A 20,531-nucleotide genomic window follows, 5' to 3' on the forward strand; every position below is an offset into this window, starting at 1 on the left:
TTGCATAAAACACATTAGTTTACATTTAAAAATTCACTTCTACATCTATAGGTTCTTTCTACACCTCTTTTAATCATGAGTTTCGCAATTACCTATATCTAAAAATTATTATCACCATAATAACACAGTTTCACTGACATCGACTGTCAGTGAAGCTGTGTTATTTGATAGTATTCCATAAATTCCGATGCCACGGAAACAAGTTTTTGCTTGCAACTCTGCTATTCAACTACCTGAACAGCCGTTCCATAAGAAGGTTGAATATACTTTCAATTTTTCATTTGCTCTGCTTAAAGCCTCATTAAAAGAATATCCTGCTTCTCTTGCAAATACTGCAGCATGAAGGAGCGTTTTTTGTTCTTCTATATCAAAAATTAATGGTGCTTGAATAAGATTGTTCATCAAGCTATATCCACCGTTTTGACTTGAGTCTGATATAATCGGTACTCCACTGGCACATAGAGAATTAATATAACGGTAAACAGTTCGTATATTTACCTCCAATTTTTCAGCTATTAGCTTTGCAGTTATTTTAGTTCCTGAGTTAAGCATCAAAAAATCGCTAACATATTATCATTATTTGCCATTAATATGCATCCCTTCCTTATGTGCAGTACGACGGCATGGGGGGTAATACTAATCATCAGCATTATATTATCGGAAAATAAATGTCAACTTGTGATTTTTCATTCTCTGCTCCTAGAAATCGTTCTGTATAACATTCAAAATCATCGCGCATATCCAGTTTTATATTATTATTAGAAGACCAAGTTCCCCATATGTAATAATAAGTCTGATATATGGTATCTATTCTACCCACATGAGTAAACTTAGCATATTTTCCACCTTTAAAATTCTTTATCACTACATTATTTCCAAGACTATATTTTTCGTTTAACTCGAAATTTGCTTTAATTTCACTCCATAAACTAGATTCATTATCTTCCAGCAATTCAATTCCAATAAATCCAGTAGCTTCCGTATTCTTATTAAATTCATCATTTGTACAAGAATCACTACATTCAAATACTCCATAACGGGGTGAGTCTAATAAAATGCCTTTCATTTTTGCAATATTATCATTAAATAGTTCCCAATATAGTACGCTTTTATTGTCCGCAACACTTGTTGTAAATCTTATTCCAACCATAATTTTATCTGGAACCATTACGATTTCCGGCTGTAACACCTGATTCTTACGATAGTATAACTCATCTATGTTAGCTTCTATTCGATGACCAAGTAATGTCTCAACACGATTCATTCGGTACTGCTTTGGGGTTACACCATACCTTTTCTTAAATGCTCTAGTAAATGCTTCATGAGATTCGAAATGAAGGGATAACGCAATATCTATAATCCGATTCTCTGAATACAAAAGCTCTTTTGCAGCTTCTGTTAATCTTCTGGAACGGATATAACTACCAATTGTTTCACCCATTACTACAAAGAAGAATCTATGAAAATGAAAATAGGAATAGGAAGTTACACGAGCAACATCAGTCACAGAGATAGGTTCATATAAGTTCTTTTCAACAAATATAATTGCTTGTTCAATGTTACGTATGTTATCCAATGGTAGACCTCCTATTCTAATGAATTTATTTACATTATACTTATAATGTTTTCTTCATAATAAGAAAAATCAAACTGCTACTAGAATCTTGGTACTATATTATAAAAATCTTTGGTTACTTTCTCATATGGTATTTTCATACTAAACTCCTTATCTCGAACATTATCCAGGTTGAACGTATGCCAATCGTTCATTTGTGGAGTACCAAAAGTCATTTCTAAAGTAAGATCTGTAACATCAAATACCATAGAACGCAAAGTACCAAAGTAATTTTCATAATAATGACAACATAAACCTTTTGGATAGCTTTCCGTTAATAATTCTTTTATGTCGTCTTTAGATATTAAGTGTTTAGAGTTAAATACATTTTCTATACTTTGGTTTCTTATAAGAGAATTCTCTATCATAATAGGCTCAAAATATTTTAATTGTTCTAGTACAGTATGATTTGTAACACTAATATAATCCTCTGTGGAATTTTGATTTAATATTTTATGAGCTTTTTGTCCATTTAAGCTTTCAAACAATCCAATGGTACCAGATTTATCAGCAATAATTAGATTTATGTTATAGCCAATAGGTGCTCTATTGGCATATTCAATTGCCTCATTTACATCCTTACAGTTTTCTAAAATGTTTCGAATAATGATCCAGAACTGCAAACCGGTACAACCAGGCTTTTGTCCACCTTCAAAATTGCCAACGGGCATCCCATTAGAAGCTTGAGAAACAGCAAGTCCACATTCGTTCATACCATCACATCTACCAAATAAATTTACCAAGGAACCTATGTGTTTATACTTACCTACAATTTCTGTAGTTGCTAAACACAAGTCGTCATAGGAATCTGAGAAGTCATAATTACGCGCCAATATTGTATGACCTTCTGTTGACTTTCTTGGAAGTGCAGCCATCATGCTGCAACCTCGTTCCAAATAAGTCATGGCATAAAACAAAGCTTGTCCTTTTGGAATACCTATAGTGTCAGCAAATCCTTGGATTTCATCATTGATTCCAGGCCCATATACATCGAGAAGTTCCTCAATTTCGTTTAACTTATTCTGTGGATAAACATCTGGTGGCATCACTGCAGATTGCATCTTCTCTGGAGTTAATAACATCCACCTTGCTAATTGTGTGCCGATTTCATAATTACTTCCTTTTAAAGTTTTGTAGTATGCTTTTATTTCTTTCATATACTCACCTTTCCTTTCGATACTATTCTATAGTAAGGTGAGTATAGATACTTGATATTTTCTGCGAAACTTACTTTTCATAACGAACATTAATTGACTTTTCACAAAGTGGATTTAATATTATGTTCAATTGTCAATAGATGAACATTGGGAAAGGATATAAAGGAGCTGTTTTTATCAAGTCATCGCCCAAATTATCCCATATCACTATAAATCACTCAGTGGACAAGAAACGGTGCTTTTTTGCTCATTTCCTACTTTAAAACCATTCTCAAACCACTACGTGTTGTGGTAGCTTTCTACTTTTTCGCCTCTGAGGTACTAGATGTCATCAGAATTATATTCTCAGTCGTAGCTTGCTGCCAATCAGCCTTCACTTCTCTTGTCTTCTTGGGCAAGCTTGACAAGAGACGTACACTACTTACTTCACAAGCAGTGTTACTACCTCGCAATGCCCTGTCTGCGGAAACATATCCACAGGCTGTACTTCCACAGTTTTATACCCATTCTCATCTAGATATTTTAGGTCTCTTGCTAATGTAGATGGATTGCAGGAGACGTATACTACTTTTTCAGGCTGCATTTTAACTATAGTGTCAAGGACTGACTGATCACAGCCTTTTCTAGGTGGATCTAGGACTATTACATCCGCTCTTATTCCTTTCTTATAAAGCATAGGGAATATTTCTTCTGCAGTACCATCAAAAAACTCAACGTTATCTATTCCATTTATCTTTGCATTTTCCTTTGCATCTTTTATCGCCTGACTTACTACCTCTATTCCATATACTTTTTTAGCTCTTTGTGCTAAAAACAAAGATATAGTTCCTATTCCACAATATATATCAAATACGATTTCATTTCCTTTTAGTTCTGCATATTCCAAAGCTTTGTTATATAATACCTCTGTTTGTATAGAATTGACTTGAAAAAATGATTCTGGAGATATATTAAACTTCAGCTCATCTATGTAGTCAACTATTTTATCATCTCCATGAATAGTAATAGATTTTGGTCCCATCACCTGATTAGTTCTCTTACTATTTATATTATGAACTATACTCCTAAGGTTTGGTATACTTTCTTTCAGCTTGTTTACTAGCTCATCCTTGTAGGGAAGTTTTCTTCCATTTGTTACAATTACAATCATTGTGTCTGTTGTTTTAAATGATATCTTAGTCAATATATGCCTTACTATACCTTTTCCAGACTTTGAATCATAAGGCATTACTTTGTATTGGCTCATATACTCTCTAACTACTTCTGTTACTTTATCACTTATACTATGTTGAATTATGCATGAATTTGTATCAATTATGTTATGACTACCTTTTTTATAAAAGCCTATGGAAGTTTTATTGTTAACTAATCCAACAGGTATTTGTGCCTTATTCCTATACCTAAATGGCTTATCCATTCCTATAGTCTTATGAATTATAACATCATCAAGCTTTCCTATTCTCTTCATGTCATTAATAACCTTATTAGTTTTTATTTCTAGTTGTGCATCATAGCTAAGTCCTTGTAGCTGACAGCCACCACATATATTAGAAATAGAACACTTAGGCTCTACTCTATACATAGAAGGATTAGTTATCTCTATCATCTTACCTAATGCAAAGTTCTTTTTAATATCAATTATCCTTGCTTTTCCAGTATCCCCTAATAATCCTCCTTCAACAAAAACAGTAAATCCATCTATTTTTGCAACACCTGTTCCTTCATGACTTATATCTATAATCTCAACTTCAACAATATCATTTCTATTAACTGGTAAACTCATTGTTTTTCTCCTCTCATTTTCTGCAAATATGTGCAGTATCTTTATTGCTATAATTTGTAGGTTTTATACATATATACATTAATATAAAGAAATGTATATCATTTTGCAACATTTTGACGCATAATAATGGTTTATTTTTGTAAATTATTGATATAAAATATAATTAACGGGATTAGGACAAGCACAAGGGGGGATTTTATGTTCAGAGCTTTAGGTAATATAGCTATAATTTTATTGATATGCTTTGCTGCTACTGGTATTTCAATAAATTCATGTCCTGTATTAGATACTTCTTCTTCTGCATTAAATGATGAGATAACTGACATATTATTAGTTACAAATGACCAAGTTGAACAGTTATACAATCCAAATAACATAACAGTAAAGTATAAAGCTAACAAGGATGTAGTTTTAGACTTCAGCGAAGACTATTTATTAAAAGCAACTATATACAGAGATGATGAAATATACAAAACTCATTATATGCATAAAATTGATAGCAATAAACCACTTGCTATTGAAATAACCGAGGATACACCATATAGCGTTTCAGTAGATATTTCGCAAAACAAATTGAAGCTTCCAAATGGTAGCTACAGCTTTTCAATAGTACCAAACATATCTGATTCAGAATATAGCGTGGCTCCACTAATGCTAAATATAAGTTATGAAAGTAATGCACGTTACATACCTGCTACAAATAATGTACCTGAAAATAAAATGCCACTTACTCTTTATTTTTCTGATACTGAAAATTCAATAGAACAATTGATCGGTGTTACAAGATACGTTGACTACAATAAAAAGCCTCTTACTACATTGATCGAGGAGTTAAGAAAAGGTCCTTCTCTTCAATTAGGACTTAGCTTAAATCCGCCAATAGGAGTTTATAATTACATATCTATAAAAGGTTCAACTGCTTATGTCGATCTTCCATCTAAAGAAAAAATATATACTCAAGATCCTGTTAAAAGTGAAATTGCAATGAACTCATTTATAAAGTCTATTACTAGCTTTGAAAATATAGATAAAATTAGATTTTTAGTAGACTACAATAAAGCTGATATCTTTTTCAATGGTAATACAATAACTAAAGCAATAGAAGAAGATAATAGTAATAAAGCATACTTAGCTTATAATACAACATCAAGATATTTTTTAGTTGATTGCTCTGTTAAAGAAATAACAGAAGAATCTACCGTACAGAAAAAGGCACACGCTATATTTAAAACTTTAAAAGAAGATAAATACTATGGCTTATCAAATACTATACCTGATAATGTTGAGTTGATAGACTATAAGATAAATGATAATACTATAGCTTTGAATTTTAATAGTGAATTTGTCAATGCTTACGAAAAGAATGAAAATTTACAGAGATTAATGCTTGATTCAATCATTTACTCATTTACAAGCATTGATGATATCGACGATGTATTAATATCAGTAGATAATAAACCTATTTATACTTTTTCAGGTGTTGATCTTTCATCTCCATTAGGTAGACCACTATATATAAATCCAGAAACTGAAAGTGAATAAAAAAAGATAGCACACCTCTTAGGTGTGCTTAAAAAATTAGAATCAGTATACCCTTATTATTCCATAAGATATTTTTGATTTTAGACTAAAATCAAATATTTTATACATATTATCCTAAATTAACTGAAACCTTCTTTAACATTTTCCTTATTGGAAGATCGTATGGACATCTTGTTTCACATGCACCACACTCTATGCAGTCACTTGCTTTATGTGCGGAAACTGTATATCTTTCTTTTGACCATTCCTTTAGATTGTACCTTGAATAATAGCCTTCTAATAAGAATTGAGTAGGTATATCTATGCCTTGTGGACAAGGAGCACAGTATCCACATCTCCTACAGAATTCACTTCCAAGCTCTTCTGCTTCTTTTAGTATTATACGCCTTTCTTCATCAGTTAACGCTTTGTATTCATTTCCTATAGCACTATTCTGCAGGATCTGCTCTATACTATCCATACCTGGTATTACAGCGGATATGTTTTGATTTTCTAAAATAAATCTCAATGATAGTTCGGCATTAACTATTGCTCCTCCGGCTAATGGTTTCATAACTATTATTCCTAGACCTAATTCGTGTGCCCTTTTAAATAACTCTTCTGCCTGTCTTTCAACCGGATTATACGGAAATTGTATTGCTGAAAACTCTTCCTTTTTTAGGGCTATTTCTAATATATTCAAATCATGGCTTGTTATTCCTATTTCTCTAATTTTGCCATCATGTTTTGCTTCAATTAATGCATTTAGCGCTCCATTCTCTCCTATAATCTTTTCATATTCATCTACAGTTCTTACATTATGGAGCTGATATAAATCTATAACGTCAGTTCTTAGATTCTTTAAGCTTATTTCTATGTCTTTTTTCATAGATTTATAATCTCTTGACATTGATTTAGTAGCTATTATCCAATTATCTCTGCCCGTTTTCTCTAGGCCGTATCCGATTAACTCTTCGCTTACAGTATAACCTCTTGCAGTATCAATAAAGTTTATCCCCTGACGATATGCCTCTTCCACTAGCTTAATTGCAATATCTTTATCTACTCTTTGTATTGGTATGCCACCAAAGCCTATTGCTGAAATTTCAAATCCAGTTTTCCCAAGAACTCTCTTCTGCATAGTTCCCCCTCCTATTTTCTAAAGTAGATATTTATATTTCCCTCTCGAATCATTTTAGAAAACTTTCTTTTTATAAATGCTTTGTATATCTCTCTAGTACCAGGAAGAACTAACGTAAAGCCAGCTATATCAGTAAGTATTCCAGGAGTCAACAAAAACGCCCCTCCTATCAATACACATAAACCGTTTATTAGCTGATTACCTGGAACTCTTCCTTCGTTTAATTCAGATTTTATCTTAGTTATTATGATTCTTCCTTCACTTTTAGCCAGATATGCTCCAGCTATACCAGTTACTAATACTAAAGCAATGGTCGTCCATGCACTTGTAACCTCTGCTATTTGAAATAGTATGAACAGCTCAACAATAGGAGTTAATGTAAAGAATAAAATAAGCTTAAAAAGCATTTCAGCTTTCCTCCTCTATACTTTTATTTAATTTATCCCATATACCACTAAACTTCTTTTTTAAATTTACCGGCTTTAGCTGCTTTGAGACAAAAGCATGTAAAGTGTACCCTTCTGATAACAACACATCATCTGACTTTCTATATATTTCATAATTAAACTTAAGCTTTACTCCTTTAATACTTGTAACTCTCGTCTTTATAATAATTTCATCATCATATTTTGCTGATATAATATATTTACATCCTACGTCTATTACAGGAAGTAATACGTCATTTTCTTCTAATGTCTTATAATCCATTTCAAAAGTTCTAAAAAACTCAGTTCTTCCTATTTCAAACCATGTAAAGTAATTTGCATGATATACTATACCCATTTGATCAGTTTCTGCATATCTAACTCTAATGACTGTTTCATTTACCATATTGTTCCCTCCAAAAATCAAATAAAAACTCATATTTAAATTATACCAATTTATTCATATAAATAAAAGGGAATGCAATTACATTCCCTTTTTGACAACGAAGTTTTATAGTACCTTCGCTTCTCCTCTATATACTAATCCTCTAATACTATCTACTGTTACAGTTTGACCGTCCTTTAGAATCTCAGTAGCTTCTCCAGCTCCAACTATTACAGGCCTACCGATATTTAGCCCAACTATTGCAGCATGTGAAGTTAATCCTCCATGCTCAGTGATAATCCCAGCTGCTCTTTCCATATATGGAACCATATCCTTATCAGTATCTACAGAAACCAATATATCTCCATCATTAAATTTATCTTTCAATTCATCTGCATCTGTTGCGATACACACCTTGCCAGTAGCTGATTTGTTGCCAATTCCAGTGCCCTTAATCAATATCTCACCTACTATATGAACCTTGATTAAGTTAGTACTGCCAGCAACTCCTACTGGTATACCTGCAGTTATAACTATTAAATCTCCATCACTTATATAGCCTTTTTCAAGAGCACTCTGTACAGAAAGGTCTATTACATCATCCGTTGAACTTGTATTATCTGACAGAACTGTACATACACCCCAAACCAATGAAAGCTTTCTCATTACATCCTGTTTTGGAGTTGCTGCTATAATAGGGGAATTAGGTCTAAACTTTGATACTGCTCTTGCCGTATAGCCAGAAGATGTAGCTGTTATAATAGCTGCTGCACCCAAATCTTGTGCTGTAGCACACGTAGCATGGCTTATAGCATTAGTAACAGTAATGTCTTTACCTATAGTTTTTGTACTTAACATCTGTTTATAATCTAATGAGTGTTCAGTTCTTAAGGCAATGTTTGACATAGTCTTTACAGCTTCAACAGGGTATTTTCCAGCAGCTGTTTCTCCAGAAAGCATTATAGCATCTGTTCCATCAAAAATTGCATTAGCTACGTCTGTGACTTCTGCTCTAGTAGGTCTAGGATTTCTAATCATTGAGTCTAGCATTTGAGTAGCAGTTATAACAGGTTTACCAGCTTCATTACACTTCTTAATTATAGTTTTCTGAATAAGAGGTACTTCTTCAGCAGGAATTTCTACTCCTAAATCACCTCTTGCAACCATTACACCATCAGATACCTGTATTATTTCATCAAGATTTTCTACACCTTCTTGATTTTCTATTTTAGATATTATTTGTATATTTCCAGCTTTATGATCTTCAAGCACTTTTCTTATTTCTATTACGTCAGATGCTTTTCTAATAAATGAGGCAGCTATAAAATCGATTCCATTGTGTATTCCAAATACAATATCATCAACATCTTTTCTGGTTATAGCAGGCAAATTTATTTTTATTCCAGGAACGTTGACACCTTTATGATTCTTTACTGGCCCTGGATTTTTAACTATACATTTTATATCTGTATCGTTTAATACCTCTTTTACTTGTAGTTCAATTAGTCCGTCGTCTATCAGAATGCTGTCTCCAGCATCAACATCCTTCGGTAATCCTGTATATGTTACACTACAAATTTCTTTATTACCCAAGATATCTCTAGTAGTAATAATAAATTCTTGACCTTCTGATAGTTCTGCAATATCATTTTCAAAATCTCTTGTTCTGATTTCAGGTCCCTTAGTATCAAGCATTATTGCTATTGGCATATTAAGACGTTCTCTAACCTTTTTGATTGTATCTATTCTTTTCTGGTGCTCTTCATGTGTTCCATGAGAAAAATTCAGTCTAGCTACGTTTAATCCGTTAGCTATAAGTTTTGCTAATATTTCTTCATTTTCTGAAGCTGGACCTATAGTACATACAATTTTGGTCTTTTTCATATGATATCACTCCTATATAGAAAGTATTTTAGTCAAATTATAAGTCTCTCTATCAAATTGCTTTTCTATAGAAAGTGCTTCGTCTATATCTAAATCAATAACCTGATTACCTTTTACTCCAACTACTCTTGATGATTTTCCTTCTAACAATAATTCTACTGCTCTAGCTCCCATTTTACTAGCTATTATCCTGTCAAATGCAGTAGGACTGCCTCCACGCTGTAAGTGTCCTAATATAGTTACTCTAGTTTCAATACCAGTGTTACCTTGTATTTCTTTCCCTAATTCGTATGCATTTCCTACTCCTTCAGCTAACATAATTATGCTATGCAGTTTACCTCTATTTTTACCTTGAATCAGTCTTTTACATACATCATCTACATCAAAACCCTCTTCTGGTACAAGAACACTTTCTGCCCCACCTGCTAGTCCTGCATTTAGCGCTATATCTCCACAGTGTCTACCCATTACCTCTACAATATTTGCTCTTCCATGTGATGTTGATGTGTCTCTTATTTTACTAATTGCATCTATAACTGTATTAATAGCTGTATCAAAACCAATTGTGAAATCTGTATATCCTAAATCATTGTCTATGGTTCCAGGTACTCCAACAGTAGGTATACCTAGCTTACTCATCTCTCTAGCCCCTTTAAACGATCCATCTCCTCCGATTACTGCTAACCCGTCAATTCCAAAAACTCTTAAGACAGTTAGTGCTTTGTTCCTACCTTCTTCTGTCGTAAACTCCTCGCATCTTGCAGTTCTCAATATCGTTCCGCCTCTATGTATTATATCTGCAACAGAAGATAAATTCATCTCCTCGATTTGTCCATTTATTAATCCATTATACCCCTGTTTTATACCCATCACTCTAGTATTATTATAAATACCAGCTCTTACAACAGCTCTAATAGCTGCATTCATTCCAGGAGCATCTCCACCACTTGTTAAAACACCAATTGTTTTCATGTACCCTCCTCCTTATTTTGACCATGGCGGTCGTAAAATGTCCCATCGTTATTAAAAATTAACTTCATAATGATGGTAATTATATTTTTAAAAAAATTAATAACCTAAGTCTAATAAAACTGATTGAACTTCGTCAGCTTCAAACTCTGGAACAAGTATTTTATATAAAATCTCATCCCCTTCCTTAGAAAAAGGTTTAACTTTCACTAAAAATCCCTCATTTTGTAGTTTTGTTTCTATGTCTTTGGCTGCTTCGATGCCTTCTATCATATAAACTGCAGTCCACATTTTTTGACCTCCAAAGTTTCGAAATTCTTTAGTTTTATGAACAATATATTTCCTTTAAGCATATTATAACATATAATTATAAATTTTTACTCACAAATTTCTTGGAGGGATTTATATGGTTAACTTTATAGTTGAGTTACTTGAAAGCAGAGAAATTACTATTCAACAAATAGAAAAAATAGTGAGCATATTGAAAAAAAATAATAATGAAAATTATAGTTATCACGATTCCATAATGAATGTACTGTCTATTAAAGAAGTACAAGATTTCGCTGCAATTGGTTTAGTGTTAGATATTTATGCTGAAAGTAATCTTTTTCCAGAGCCTATTCAAAATATGCTTTCAGAAGATGACACACTGTTTTGTCTAGATAAATCTTTAGCATTAGCCGTAATGAATGTATTTGGTTCTGAGGCCATAATTAATTTCAGCTATCTCCAAAAAGAAAAGACAGCTGAAATTAAAGAGATAATAGGAAACAAATCTTCTATTAAATTCTTAGATGATGTATTGTGTGCTATAGCTTCCGCTGCTGCAATAGACCTATATTAGCAAACCTTAATACAATCTTCCCCAAGCATTGATTCAAGTCTATTGATTAGTTCCTTGCTATTTATATCTATCCAGTAGTCTCTCTCAGCTATTATTGTTTTCTTATTTTTTTCTAAATATACATATACAGGTACTGTTCCATTATACTGGCGCAGTACTCTTTTTATTTGATCTAACAAAGCTACAGGTTTATCTTGGGACATTTTTATATATAGCTTTTCTTTTCTGAGTTTTACTAAAGGTTTTATACTTTCGCATATGATCTTTGAGTCATCTTCTTCGCTGACTGAAAGTCTTCCCTCAACTATCACTAAGCTATCCTCATAAATATGTTTATTATATTTTTCAAATGTTGCTGGAAATATTATTAGCTCAACTGTTCCATATAAATCTTCTAATGTAGCGAATGCCATCATATTATTATTCTTAGTTATCTTATTTTGTTTTTTTATAATTATACCACCAATAACTACACGACTTCCGTCTTTAAGTCCTGACTCATTTTTATCTGTATCCAATTCTTCTTTTATCTCAAATATCTCCGCACTAGTTGTGTTAGAAATTTCCCTCAAATCATCTTCATATGATGAAAGTGGATGACCGCTGATATATACCCCTATCATCTCTTTTTCCATAGAAAGTAAAGTTTTTTCAGGGAACTCTCTTATATTTGGAAGAACATCAAAACTAAGTGTAGTCGTTTCTTCTAATGGCATTGCATCAAATAAAGAGAATTGTCCTAGAATATTTCTTTTTCTATCCTGATGGACTCCATCTATTATCCTTTCATATACTGCAAGTAGCTGTGCTCTATTAGCTCCCAAAGAGTCGAAGGCTCCACATTTTATTAAGCTTTCTACCATCCTTTTATTAGTAGCATTAGAATCAACTCTTTGACAGAAATCTATAAAACTAGTAAAATAGCCACGTTCTTCTCTCTCTTTCACTATGGATTCTATAGCAGCGGCACCAACATTTTTAACTGCGGCAAGACCAAATCTTATTCTTCCATTAGAAACTGTAAATTTAGAATAACTTTCGTTTATATCAGGAGGTAAAACTTCTATGCCTAGTCGCTTGCATTCTTGTATATATAGAGATACAGAGTTAGTATTACCCATTATACTTGTGATTAAAGCTGCCATAAATTCTACAGGATAATAGGTCTTTAGCCATGCAGTTTGATAAGCAACAACAGCATACGCAGCTGAATGTGATTTGTTAAATGCATATTTTGCAAAATCTATCATATCGTCGTAAATCTTGTTCGCTGTTTCTTCATCTACGCCATTTCTAATTGCACCTACAATTTCTAGTTGTCCATTATCAAATTGTTTACCATATATGAAATGCTTTCTTTCCTGCTCCATTACGTCCATCTTTTTCTTGCCCATAGCTCTTCTAACAAGGTCAGAGCGTCCCATAGAAAAGCCACCAATATCCCTAACTATCTGCATTACTTGCTCTTGATATACCATACAACCATAAGTTACGTTTAATATAGGTTCAAGCTTTTTATGCGCATATTTAACTGATGATGGATTGTTTTTATTCTCTATATATCTAGGTATCTGATTCATAGGTCCAGGTCTGAATAACGAGTTAGCTGCCACTATATTTTCAAATCCGGTTGGCTTAAGTTCCTTTAAGAATTGTCTCATGCCTGAGCTTTCAAACTGGAATACTCCTAACGTCTCACCTTTGGCAAACATCTTATATACTTTAGGATCATCATAATTAGAATCAGAGAAATCAACCTTTATATTATGGCTTTCTTCAATTAATCTTACAGCATCTCTAATAACAGTTAGAGTTCTCAATCCTAAGAAATCCATTTTTAATAAACCTAGCTCTTCTAGTTGTGTCATAGTAAATTGAGTATTAATACTGTCATTATTTCTCGATAAAGGGACATATTCAGTAATTGGAAGCTTTGATATAACTACTCCTGCTGCATGAGTAGATGTATGTCTTGGTAACCCTTCTACTGCCCTAGCCACGTCAATAAGCTCTTTAACATTATCCTCTTCATCATAGATTTCTTTAAGCTTTTTGTTCATATCTAAAGCCTTATTGATTGTCATGCCTATTTCCATAGGTATTTGTTTAGCTATGAAATCAACCTCTCCATAAGACATATTTATAGCTCTACCAACATCTCTTATTGCAGCTCTTGCAGCCATAGTACCAAATGTAGCTATCTGTGCAACTCTGTCTGCACCATATTTTTTTACTACATATTCAATTACTTCTTCTCTTCTCTCATAACAAAAATCTATGTCTATATCAGGCATTGTGACTCTTTCAGGATTCAAAAATCTTTCAAAAATCAGTCCATACTTTAGTGGGTCTATATCTATTATTCCTAAAGTATATGAAACTAAACTTCCAGCTGCTGAGCCCCTTCCAGGGCCAACCATTATATCGTTATCCTTTGCATATTTAATAAAGTCCCACACTATGAGAAAATAGTCTACATATCCCATATTTTCAATTGTTTCTAACTCATATTCTAGCCTTTGGTTTATTTCGTCTGTTATTATATCATACCTTATTTTTAATCCTTCATAGCATAGCTTTCTTAAATACTGAGAATTGTTATATCCTTCTGGCACATTATATTCTGGCAAGTGAAGAGTATTGAAATCAAGCTCTACGTTACATCTTTTAGCAATTTTCACAGTATTGCTTATTGCTTCTTCCATATTGGGGAATGAGTCTTTTATCTCATCATAAGATTTTACATAAAACTCAGTTGAAGGAAATCTCATCCTATCCTGTTCATCAACAGTTCTACCAGTCTGTATACATAGAAGAACGTCGTGCATCTTTGCATCTTCTTTACTGATGTAATGTACATCGTTTGTTATCACCAGCGGTATATTTGTTTCTTTACTTATCTTTATTAATTGCTGGTTAATAAGCTTTTGTTCTCTTATACCATGGTCCTGCAATTCTAAATAAAAGTTGTTCTGACCAAAAATATTATTATAAATATACGCAATCTCTTTAGCTTTATCATAATTATTGTTCAATAAATGCTGCTGAACTTCTCCTGCTAAACAAGCACTTAATGCTATTATGCCTTCACTATACTTCTTTAAAATAGAATAATCTACTCTTGGCTTATAGTAAAAACCATTTATAAATCCTTCAGAAACTATTTTCATTAAGTTAGAATATCCTTTAGCGTTTTCTGCAAGAAGTACTAAGTGGTATTGGCCCTTGTCTTTATTCAGGTCTTTTTCAGTATATTTTCCTTTTGAAATGTACACCTCACATCCAAGTATAGGTTTGATACCTTTTTTTACTGCTGTCTTATAGAAGTCAACTATACCGTACATTACACCATGATCAGTTATAGCAATGCTATCCATGCCTAACTCTTTTGCTTTATCAATTAATTTATTAACACGAGCAGCTCCATCTAATAAACTGTATTCAGTATGAACATGAAGGTGAACAAATTTTCTATCTACTGTATCTATCAAAACACTCACATCCTTATGTGATAAATAAAAAGAAAAAGATAGTGAATTCCACTATCTTAATTATATCAAAACTATTTTTCTGTTACAATTTCAATAACTTATATATAATTTTGTCCATATTATTTCAAATCTATATCATCGGTTGATCTACATATAGCATATGAAGTACTATGGAGTAAATCCACTTCAAAAGGAGATGCCAAAATCTTTCCTTCTTTATCATATAACACTTTAACAATGGGTTTATTTATATTTTCTTTTCTGTTTTTTATTACATAGCCCTTCTCTCCTGAGTTTAACACTACGCCTTTACCTAGTGGATATTTTGCTACACTTTTCATAAAGCCTTCAACCATTTTCTCATCAAATTGGCTTCCCGCCATTGACAATAAATAATTAATAGCTATATCTGAATTGATTTGTTTTCTATAAACTCTATTTGTTGTCAGCGCATCATATACATCTGCAACTGAAACAATTCGTGCAAATTCATGGATATTAGTTGCTTTAAGATTATTTGGATATCCATTTCCATCATATCTTTCATGATGTAATAAAGCAATATTTATAGCTTCATTACTTATAGTTTTCAATTTTTTAAGTATTCCATATCCTAGCAATGTATGCTTTTTTATTTCCTTATATTCATCCAATGTTAGTTCATAAGGTTTATTAAGTATATCAATAGATATTTGTGTTTTTCCTATGTCATGAAGAATTGCTCCTATTCCTAAATCAATTAGTTGTTCTCTTTCATATCCCAAACTAATAGCTGTAACTAAGGATAAAATACAAACATTAACTGAATGCCCAAATGTATAATCATCTACTGTTCTAATATCAATTAAATTTATCAATATATCATCATTGTCTAAGAGCCCATCAACTATTTTACTGACTGTATTTGCAACATTAGATGCATCTGCATCATCAAATAAAGCTACATCATTCATAATGCTCTTCATCATAGTTAAAGCTTCAATTTTGGTATCTTCTTTAACAATCTGGTATAGCTCTAAATCATCGGTCAAGCTTTCATTTATGTAAATACTGCTTATTCCTAATTCATTTAGCTTTTCAATATATCTATACTTAAGTTCTATACCCTCTTCTAAAAGTATAACACCACTAGAAGTATAAATAGCTTGACCTACTATCATTCCTTCTTTAAGCCTGTCAGTCGAAATTAGAATCATAGCTTTCTCCTTTAATTTTAGTTGACCAATACAAGATTCGATACAAAATCATAAACTCCTCTATTATAGTACCACTTTTTTGCATATATTTCTTATATTATGTAAAACTTAGTATTTTAGGCCTATAGCTATACACGTATTTAGTCAAAAAAAGAAGAAAGAATAGGATATCCTATTCTTTTTCTAGTCTATTTTCAACTAAGTCCACAATATCATCTATAGCTTTTCTTTCGTCATAACCTTCTACAATTATATTTATTTCTTCGCCATGAGCCACTCCCAACGCCATTATTCCCATAATACTCTTAGCATTAACTCTATTTCCGTCTTTTTCTATATAAACATCACTCTTATATTTACTGCATGTCTGAACAAACAGTGCAGCAGGTCTAGCATGAAGACCTATTTTATTTTTTATTGTTACTTTTCTTGTTTCCATTTTTATTTATCCTCCTCTCCTTTAATTCTTCTGCAATCTCTTCAAGTCTCCTTAATCTATGATTAACGCCTGATTTTCCTACAGTAGGACTAAGCATCATTCCCAGCTCCTTTAAACTTGCTTCTCTATGTGCAAGTCTCAATCGAGCAATGTCAATTAAATTTTCGGGTAAGTTATCAATACCCATTGCCTTATCTATATACTCAATATTCTGTATCTGTCTGATAGATGCATTGATAGTCTTCCCCAAATTTGCTGTCTCGCAATTTACTATTCTATTTATATTGTTTCTAACTTCCTTTAATATCCTTATATCTTCAAGCTTAAGCAAAGCAGAATATGCTCCTATAATATTGAGCAAATCTACTATTTGCTCTCCTTCTTTCAGATAAATCACATAACTTTCTTTTCTCACTACAATCTTAGCATTTAGGCCAAATGTATTGATAAGATTGCACAAGTCTTCGCTATGTTCTTGACTATGAGTTACAAATTCAAGATGATATGTCTTCTCAGGGTTACTTATGGAGCCTCCTCCTAGAAATGCTCCTCTTATATAAGATCTTTTACAGCATCTGTTTTGAACAATCTCTTCTGGAATTCCATAGTTAATTTTATAATATTGCTTCTTATCTCTATTAAGAATTCCTACATCAGTTAAAATTTTTTCTGCATCGTTTCTATAATCTACGATCATTAAATAGTTATTGTTTTTCTTTAACTGTTTATTTTTTCTTACCATGACCTCTGTATGAACATTATAAAGAGTTTTTAATAAAGTGAAAATTCTCCTTGCAATAGCTGCATTTTCAGTTGAAACTTTTAGATTTACCTTATTTAATCCACCTATTTGAATTGATCCACTCATTCGTATAAGGGCAGCTAATTCGGCTAATAAGCAACATTTTTCTTCTACATTCATTCTTGATAACTCATTTTTTGTAATTGATGAAAATGACATATAATCTACCCCTAAAAGTTATTCTTATAACAATAAAAATATACTATAACTAAAATAATAACTGCTTAAAATTATATTTCTTGAATTGCTTTTGCAATTATTTTTTTTTCGTCATCGTACTTTGCTAGCTGAGCTGCCCTATCTATATGAACAAATCTCGCATCCACAAAACCTTCTTGTTTCTGTGGAGTACACTCCATGCTCCTTGTAGCCATAAGAAACCAGTGAACAGTCTTATTAACTATTTCATCCTCTTCTCTAGTATTTCTAAAGCTATAATGTATTTTACCAAGATATTTTACTATATTAGCTTTAACTCCGCCCTCTTCTAGTACTTCTCTAGTAGCAGTATAATCAAAATCTTCGTTGGCCTCTACTTTACCTTTAGGTAAAACCCAATCACCATTATATTTTCTTAAGAGAAGTATAGCATTGCCGAATACAACCACTCCTCCTGCACTAACTTCATGTCTCATATTGGCCACACTCCTATATTCTATGATTAACAAAGACTCAGTTCAATTGTAAGTTATCGGATAAACAGTCGTCGCATAGAAAAGTTTATACAAATAAATTATCATATTAGTTAAAATCTTTCAACTACACTAAGCAAGGAATTTGTAGCATGATGAATTTATTTAGTTATAAAAAAACAATTCTTATACAAATAATTGTTTTATTGACTTTCGTTTACTATTTTATATAAGTGATATAGAATAGAATTATGTTACTTTTATTATTAGTATAGGGGGTATTAAATATGAATATTGATATGAATTACACACTAGATAGACTTGTAGAGATTTTGAGAACTCCAAGTCCAACGGGCAATACAGCACAAGTAATCGAATTAGTAGAAAATGAATTTAATAAACTAGGAATTGATACATATAGAACGATTAAAGGAGCTCTTGTGGCAACAATAAAAGGTGAGAATGACAGCAAGCATAGAACTCTTTCAGCCCATGTTGATACATTAGGTGCAATGGTGAAAGAAATTAAAAGTAATGGAAGAATAAAGATTACACAAATAGGCGGTTATTCATGGAATACAGTTGAAGGTGAGTATTGTACAGTAGAAACAGTTAATGGCAACACTTTTACTGGCACAATCGTAACAACTAAGGCTTCAACTCATGTACATGGCAGTGAAACCAGCAAGCTTGAGAGAAAAGAAGATACTATGGAGATAAGACTCGATGAAAAGGTAGAAAATAAAGATGATGTTGAAAAGCTTGGCATTTGTGTAGGTGACTATGTTTTTCTAGACCCTAGAGCAATAGTAACTAAAAGTGGTTTTATTAAGTCAAGACATTTAGATGATAAAGCAGGAGTAGCTGCAATATTAGGTGCTGCAAAATATATAAAAGAAAATAATTTAGCTCTTAAATATTCTACCAACTTCTTTATTAGTAACTATGAAGAAGTTGGTCATGGAGCGTCAGCGTCTTTACCTGAAAAAACCTTTGAATTCGTAGCTATAGATATGGCTGCTCCTGGTGATGGGCAAACTTCAGATGAATATAGCGTTACTATATGTGCAAAAGACTCTAGCGGACCATATGACTTGGAGTTAAAAAGAAAATTAGTTGAAATAGCTAAGAGCAATGATATCCAATATAAAATTGATATTTATCCTTTTTATGGTTCTGATGCAAGTGCTGCTATGAGAGCTGGATGGGAATTCAAGCATGGACTCATAGGACCTGGTGTAGATGCATCACATTCTCATGAAAGAACACATAGTGATGCAATTGAAAATACAATAAAGTTAGCTGTTAGCTATTTATTATCTTAGTAAGGAGAGAATATATATGAATGGTTTCCCTGTTATGAGTTTAATTTCTTTGCCTATAATTTTAGGATTTTGGGGCATTTCAATATATTGCCTGATTCTTTTTATCAGGCTAGGACACAAGGGTCTAAAAGCCTTAGATATATATATTGAAAAAAATAAAACAATGCAGTAATTTTTTATTTTACAGATAACTAAGTTTAAGATAAACAACATATTTGAATATGAATAAAAAAGTGCAGTAGATCATCAAGCTATCTGCACTTTTTGCTTTGTTTTCTATTATCTTCTTATATATACTTTATTATCATGTTTAAATATTAAATCATGTAGTAAAATAATATAAAGAAGGTGATTAGCATGCCTATAAATGAAAATTTCATAATAAATTTACAAGGCAAATCATTTGTTACTTATGAAGGTTTACTTGACTTAGCTCATCAAAAGAATCTCAAATCTATGCATGTGGAGTTAGTACAGGTGCCTACACCAGAAAATAAAATGACAGCAATTTGTAAAGCCATTGCCACCTCTGAAAATGGCGTATTCGTTGATTATGGTGATGCTAGTCCACAATCAGTTAACTCTAAAATTCAGCCTCATATCATTAGAATGGCTTCAACAAGAGCGAAAGCAAGGGCATTAAGAGATTTAACAAATGTAGGAATGACTGCCATAGAAGAGTTAAATCTTGACTCTGTGAATGAAGGAGATATATTTGAAGCTCCTGACGAGGGAAGCTTTAATAATCCATTTGATGAGCCTCCAACAAAAAGACAAATAGAAACGCTTAAAAAATTATCTGATAATCTAAACATGGATATTGATTTCACTAATTTGACCAAGAAAAGTGCTGGAGCATTAATATCTAAAATGATTGATGAAAAGTATAAAAGACACTAGTGAAAGCAAAAGAGTGCAACTC

The 20,531-nt window shown here is 32.3% G+C and carries 19 protein-coding genes; 4 read left to right on the forward strand and 15 right to left on the reverse strand.

The window, feature by feature from the left end; translation table 11 throughout:
• Positions 1-225: 225 nt before the first annotated feature.
• From HNR33_RS19175 to rlmD, 4 genes are all read right to left on the reverse strand, one after another.
• Positions 226-552 carry a helix-turn-helix transcriptional regulator gene (locus HNR33_RS19175; protein ID WP_429086663.1) on the reverse strand — a complete coding sequence of 109 codons (327 nt, stop codon included), beginning with the start codon at positions 550-552 and terminating at the stop codon, positions 226-228.
• 97 nt (positions 553-649) lie between these two features.
• Positions 650-1,576, reverse strand: coding sequence for a GyrI-like domain-containing protein (locus HNR33_RS19180; protein ID WP_429086665.1), 927 nt, complete (start codon positions 1,574-1,576; stop codon positions 650-652).
• A gap of 80 nt (positions 1,577-1,656) precedes the next feature.
• The gene (locus tag HNR33_RS19185; RefSeq protein WP_429086668.1) at positions 1,657-2,772 is read right to left on the reverse strand and encodes a C45 family autoproteolytic acyltransferase/hydrolase; all 1,116 of its coding nucleotides are present in this window, start codon (positions 2,770-2,772) and stop codon (positions 1,657-1,659) included.
• A gap of 421 nt (positions 2,773-3,193) precedes the next feature.
• Positions 3,194-4,555, reverse strand: a complete 1,362-nt coding sequence (gene rlmD / locus HNR33_RS19190) for a 23S rRNA (uracil(1939)-C(5))-methyltransferase RlmD (RefSeq protein ID WP_429086671.1) — start codon at positions 4,553-4,555, stop codon at positions 3,194-3,196.
• A gap of 198 nt (positions 4,556-4,753) precedes the next feature.
• Here rlmD and HNR33_RS19195 point away from each other — a divergent pair, with 198 nt between their 5' ends.
• Positions 4,754-6,097 carry a GerMN domain-containing protein gene (locus HNR33_RS19195; RefSeq protein WP_429086674.1) on the forward strand — a complete coding sequence of 448 codons (1,344 nt, stop codon included), beginning with the start codon at positions 4,754-4,756 and terminating at the stop codon, positions 6,095-6,097.
• 109 nt (positions 6,098-6,206) lie between these two features.
• On the opposite strand, the gene HNR33_RS19200 is transcribed toward HNR33_RS19195, so the two are convergent.
• From HNR33_RS19200 to HNR33_RS19225, 6 genes are all read right to left on the reverse strand, one after another.
• Positions 6,207-7,217, reverse strand: a complete 1,011-nt coding sequence (locus tag HNR33_RS19200; protein ID WP_429086676.1) for an aldo/keto reductase — start codon at positions 7,215-7,217, stop codon at positions 6,207-6,209.
• Positions 7,218-7,228: 11 nt separating this feature from the next.
• Entirely contained in the window at positions 7,229-7,624 is a 396-nt protein-coding gene (locus tag HNR33_RS19205) for an FxsA family protein (RefSeq protein WP_429086679.1), read from the reverse strand.
• 1 nt (position 7,625) lies between these two features.
• A complete protein-coding gene (locus HNR33_RS19210) occupies positions 7,626-8,048 on the reverse strand; it encodes an acyl-CoA thioesterase (RefSeq protein WP_429086682.1) in 423 nt (140 codons plus the stop codon).
• Between the two features lie 105 nt (positions 8,049-8,153).
• On the reverse strand, positions 8,154-9,911 hold the full coding sequence (gene pyk, locus HNR33_RS19215) for a pyruvate kinase (protein WP_429086684.1): 1,758 nt from the start codon (positions 9,909-9,911) through the stop codon (positions 8,154-8,156).
• Between the two features lie 12 nt (positions 9,912-9,923).
• On the reverse strand, positions 9,924-10,883 hold the full coding sequence (gene pfkA, locus HNR33_RS19220; protein WP_429086686.1) for a 6-phosphofructokinase: 960 nt from the start codon (positions 10,881-10,883) through the stop codon (positions 9,924-9,926).
• Positions 10,884-10,979: 96 nt separating this feature from the next.
• The gene (locus HNR33_RS19225) at positions 10,980-11,171 is read right to left on the reverse strand and encodes a hypothetical protein (protein WP_429086689.1); all 192 of its coding nucleotides are present in this window, start codon (positions 11,169-11,171) and stop codon (positions 10,980-10,982) included.
• A gap of 115 nt (positions 11,172-11,286) precedes the next feature.
• Here HNR33_RS19225 and HNR33_RS19230 point away from each other — a divergent pair, with 115 nt between their 5' ends.
• On the forward strand, positions 11,287-11,724 hold the full coding sequence (locus HNR33_RS19230; protein ID WP_429086691.1) for a phosphatidylglycerophosphatase A: 438 nt from the start codon (positions 11,287-11,289) through the stop codon (positions 11,722-11,724).
• Here HNR33_RS19230 and HNR33_RS19235 read toward each other — a convergent pair.
• The 5 genes from HNR33_RS19235 to HNR33_RS19255 form a co-directional block, all read right to left on the reverse strand.
• On the reverse strand, positions 11,721-15,215 hold the full coding sequence (locus HNR33_RS19235) for a DNA polymerase III subunit alpha (protein ID WP_429086694.1): 3,495 nt from the start codon (positions 15,213-15,215) through the stop codon (positions 11,721-11,723). The two genes, HNR33_RS19230 and HNR33_RS19235, sit on opposite strands and share 4 nt — an antisense overlap.
• Before the next feature lie 119 nt (positions 15,216-15,334).
• On the reverse strand, positions 15,335-16,411 hold the full coding sequence (locus tag HNR33_RS19240) for an HD-GYP domain-containing protein (protein ID WP_429086697.1): 1,077 nt from the start codon (positions 16,409-16,411) through the stop codon (positions 15,335-15,337).
• 172 nt (positions 16,412-16,583) lie between these two features.
• Positions 16,584-16,850, reverse strand: a complete 267-nt coding sequence (locus tag HNR33_RS19245; RefSeq protein ID WP_429086700.1) for an HPr family phosphocarrier protein — start codon at positions 16,848-16,850, stop codon at positions 16,584-16,586.
• Positions 16,819-17,811, reverse strand: coding sequence for a DNA-binding protein WhiA (gene whiA / locus HNR33_RS19250; RefSeq protein WP_429086702.1), 993 nt, complete (start codon positions 17,809-17,811; stop codon positions 16,819-16,821). The genes HNR33_RS19245 and whiA overlap by 32 nt, the downstream gene beginning before the upstream one ends.
• Before the next feature lie 71 nt (positions 17,812-17,882).
• Positions 17,883-18,287 (reverse strand): NUDIX hydrolase, encoded by a 405-nt coding sequence (locus tag HNR33_RS19255; RefSeq protein WP_429086704.1) that lies wholly within the window; start codon positions 18,285-18,287, stop codon positions 17,883-17,885.
• Positions 18,288-18,571: 284 nt separating this feature from the next.
• On the opposite strand from HNR33_RS19255, the gene HNR33_RS19260 reads away from it, so the two are divergent.
• Both HNR33_RS19260 and HNR33_RS19265 read left to right on the forward strand, forming a co-directional pair.
• A complete protein-coding gene (locus HNR33_RS19260) occupies positions 18,572-19,609 on the forward strand; it encodes a M42 family metallopeptidase (protein ID WP_429086707.1) in 1,038 nt (345 codons plus the stop codon).
• Positions 19,610-19,966: 357 nt separating this feature from the next.
• Positions 19,967-20,509 carry a hypothetical protein gene (locus HNR33_RS19265; RefSeq protein ID WP_429086709.1) on the forward strand — a complete coding sequence of 181 codons (543 nt, stop codon included), beginning with the start codon at positions 19,967-19,969 and terminating at the stop codon, positions 20,507-20,509.
• Positions 20,510-20,531 lie beyond the last annotated feature (22 nt).

Source organism: Brassicibacter mesophilus (assembly GCF_050433385.1).
Taxonomy (GTDB): Bacteria; Bacillota; Clostridia; order Tissierellales; family Proteiniboraceae; genus Brassicibacter; species Brassicibacter mesophilus.

Bases quoted from the DNA above. Each gene is read 5' to 3' on its own strand.
- HNR33_RS19175 (WP_429086663.1), bottom strand. From the start codon at position 552: ATGCTTAACTCAGGAACTAAAATAACTGCAAAGCTAATAGCTGAAAAA.
- HNR33_RS19185 (WP_429086668.1), bottom strand. From the start codon at position 2,772: ATGAAAGAAATAAAAGCATACTACAAAACTTTAAAAGGAAGTAATTAT.
- rlmD (WP_429086671.1), bottom strand. From the start codon at position 4,555: ATGAGTTTACCAGTTAATAGAAATGATATTGTTGAAGTTGAGATTATA.
- HNR33_RS19195 (WP_429086674.1), top strand. From the start codon at position 4,754: ATGTTCAGAGCTTTAGGTAATATAGCTATAATTTTATTGATATGCTTT.
- HNR33_RS19200 (WP_429086676.1), bottom strand. From the start codon at position 7,217: ATGCAGAAGAGAGTTCTTGGGAAAACTGGATTTGAAATTTCAGCAATA.
- HNR33_RS19205 (WP_429086679.1), bottom strand. From the start codon at position 7,624: ATGCTTTTTAAGCTTATTTTATTCTTTACATTAACTCCTATTGTTGAG.
- HNR33_RS19210 (WP_429086682.1), bottom strand. From the start codon at position 8,048: ATGGTAAATGAAACAGTCATTAGAGTTAGATATGCAGAAACTGATCAA.
- pyk (WP_429086684.1), bottom strand. From the start codon at position 9,911: ATGAAAAAGACCAAAATTGTATGTACTATAGGTCCAGCTTCAGAAAAT.
- pfkA (WP_429086686.1), bottom strand. From the start codon at position 10,883: ATGAAAACAATTGGTGTTTTAACAAGTGGTGGAGATGCTCCTGGAATG.
- HNR33_RS19225 (WP_429086689.1), bottom strand. From the start codon at position 11,171: ATGTGGACTGCAGTTTATATGATAGAAGGCATCGAAGCAGCCAAAGAC.
- HNR33_RS19230 (WP_429086691.1), top strand. From the start codon at position 11,287: ATGGTTAACTTTATAGTTGAGTTACTTGAAAGCAGAGAAATTACTATT.
- HNR33_RS19240 (WP_429086697.1), bottom strand. From the start codon at position 16,411: ATGATTCTAATTTCGACTGACAGGCTTAAAGAAGGAATGATAGTAGGT.
- HNR33_RS19245 (WP_429086700.1), bottom strand. From the start codon at position 16,850: ATGGAAACAAGAAAAGTAACAATAAAAAATAAAATAGGTCTTCATGCT.
- whiA (WP_429086702.1), bottom strand. From the start codon at position 17,811: ATGTCATTTTCATCAATTACAAAAAATGAGTTATCAAGAATGAATGTA.
- HNR33_RS19255 (WP_429086704.1), bottom strand. From the start codon at position 18,287: ATGAGACATGAAGTTAGTGCAGGAGGAGTGGTTGTATTCGGCAATGCT.
- HNR33_RS19260 (WP_429086707.1), top strand. From the start codon at position 18,572: ATGAATATTGATATGAATTACACACTAGATAGACTTGTAGAGATTTTG.
- HNR33_RS19265 (WP_429086709.1), top strand. From the start codon at position 19,967: ATGCCTATAAATGAAAATTTCATAATAAATTTACAAGGCAAATCATTT.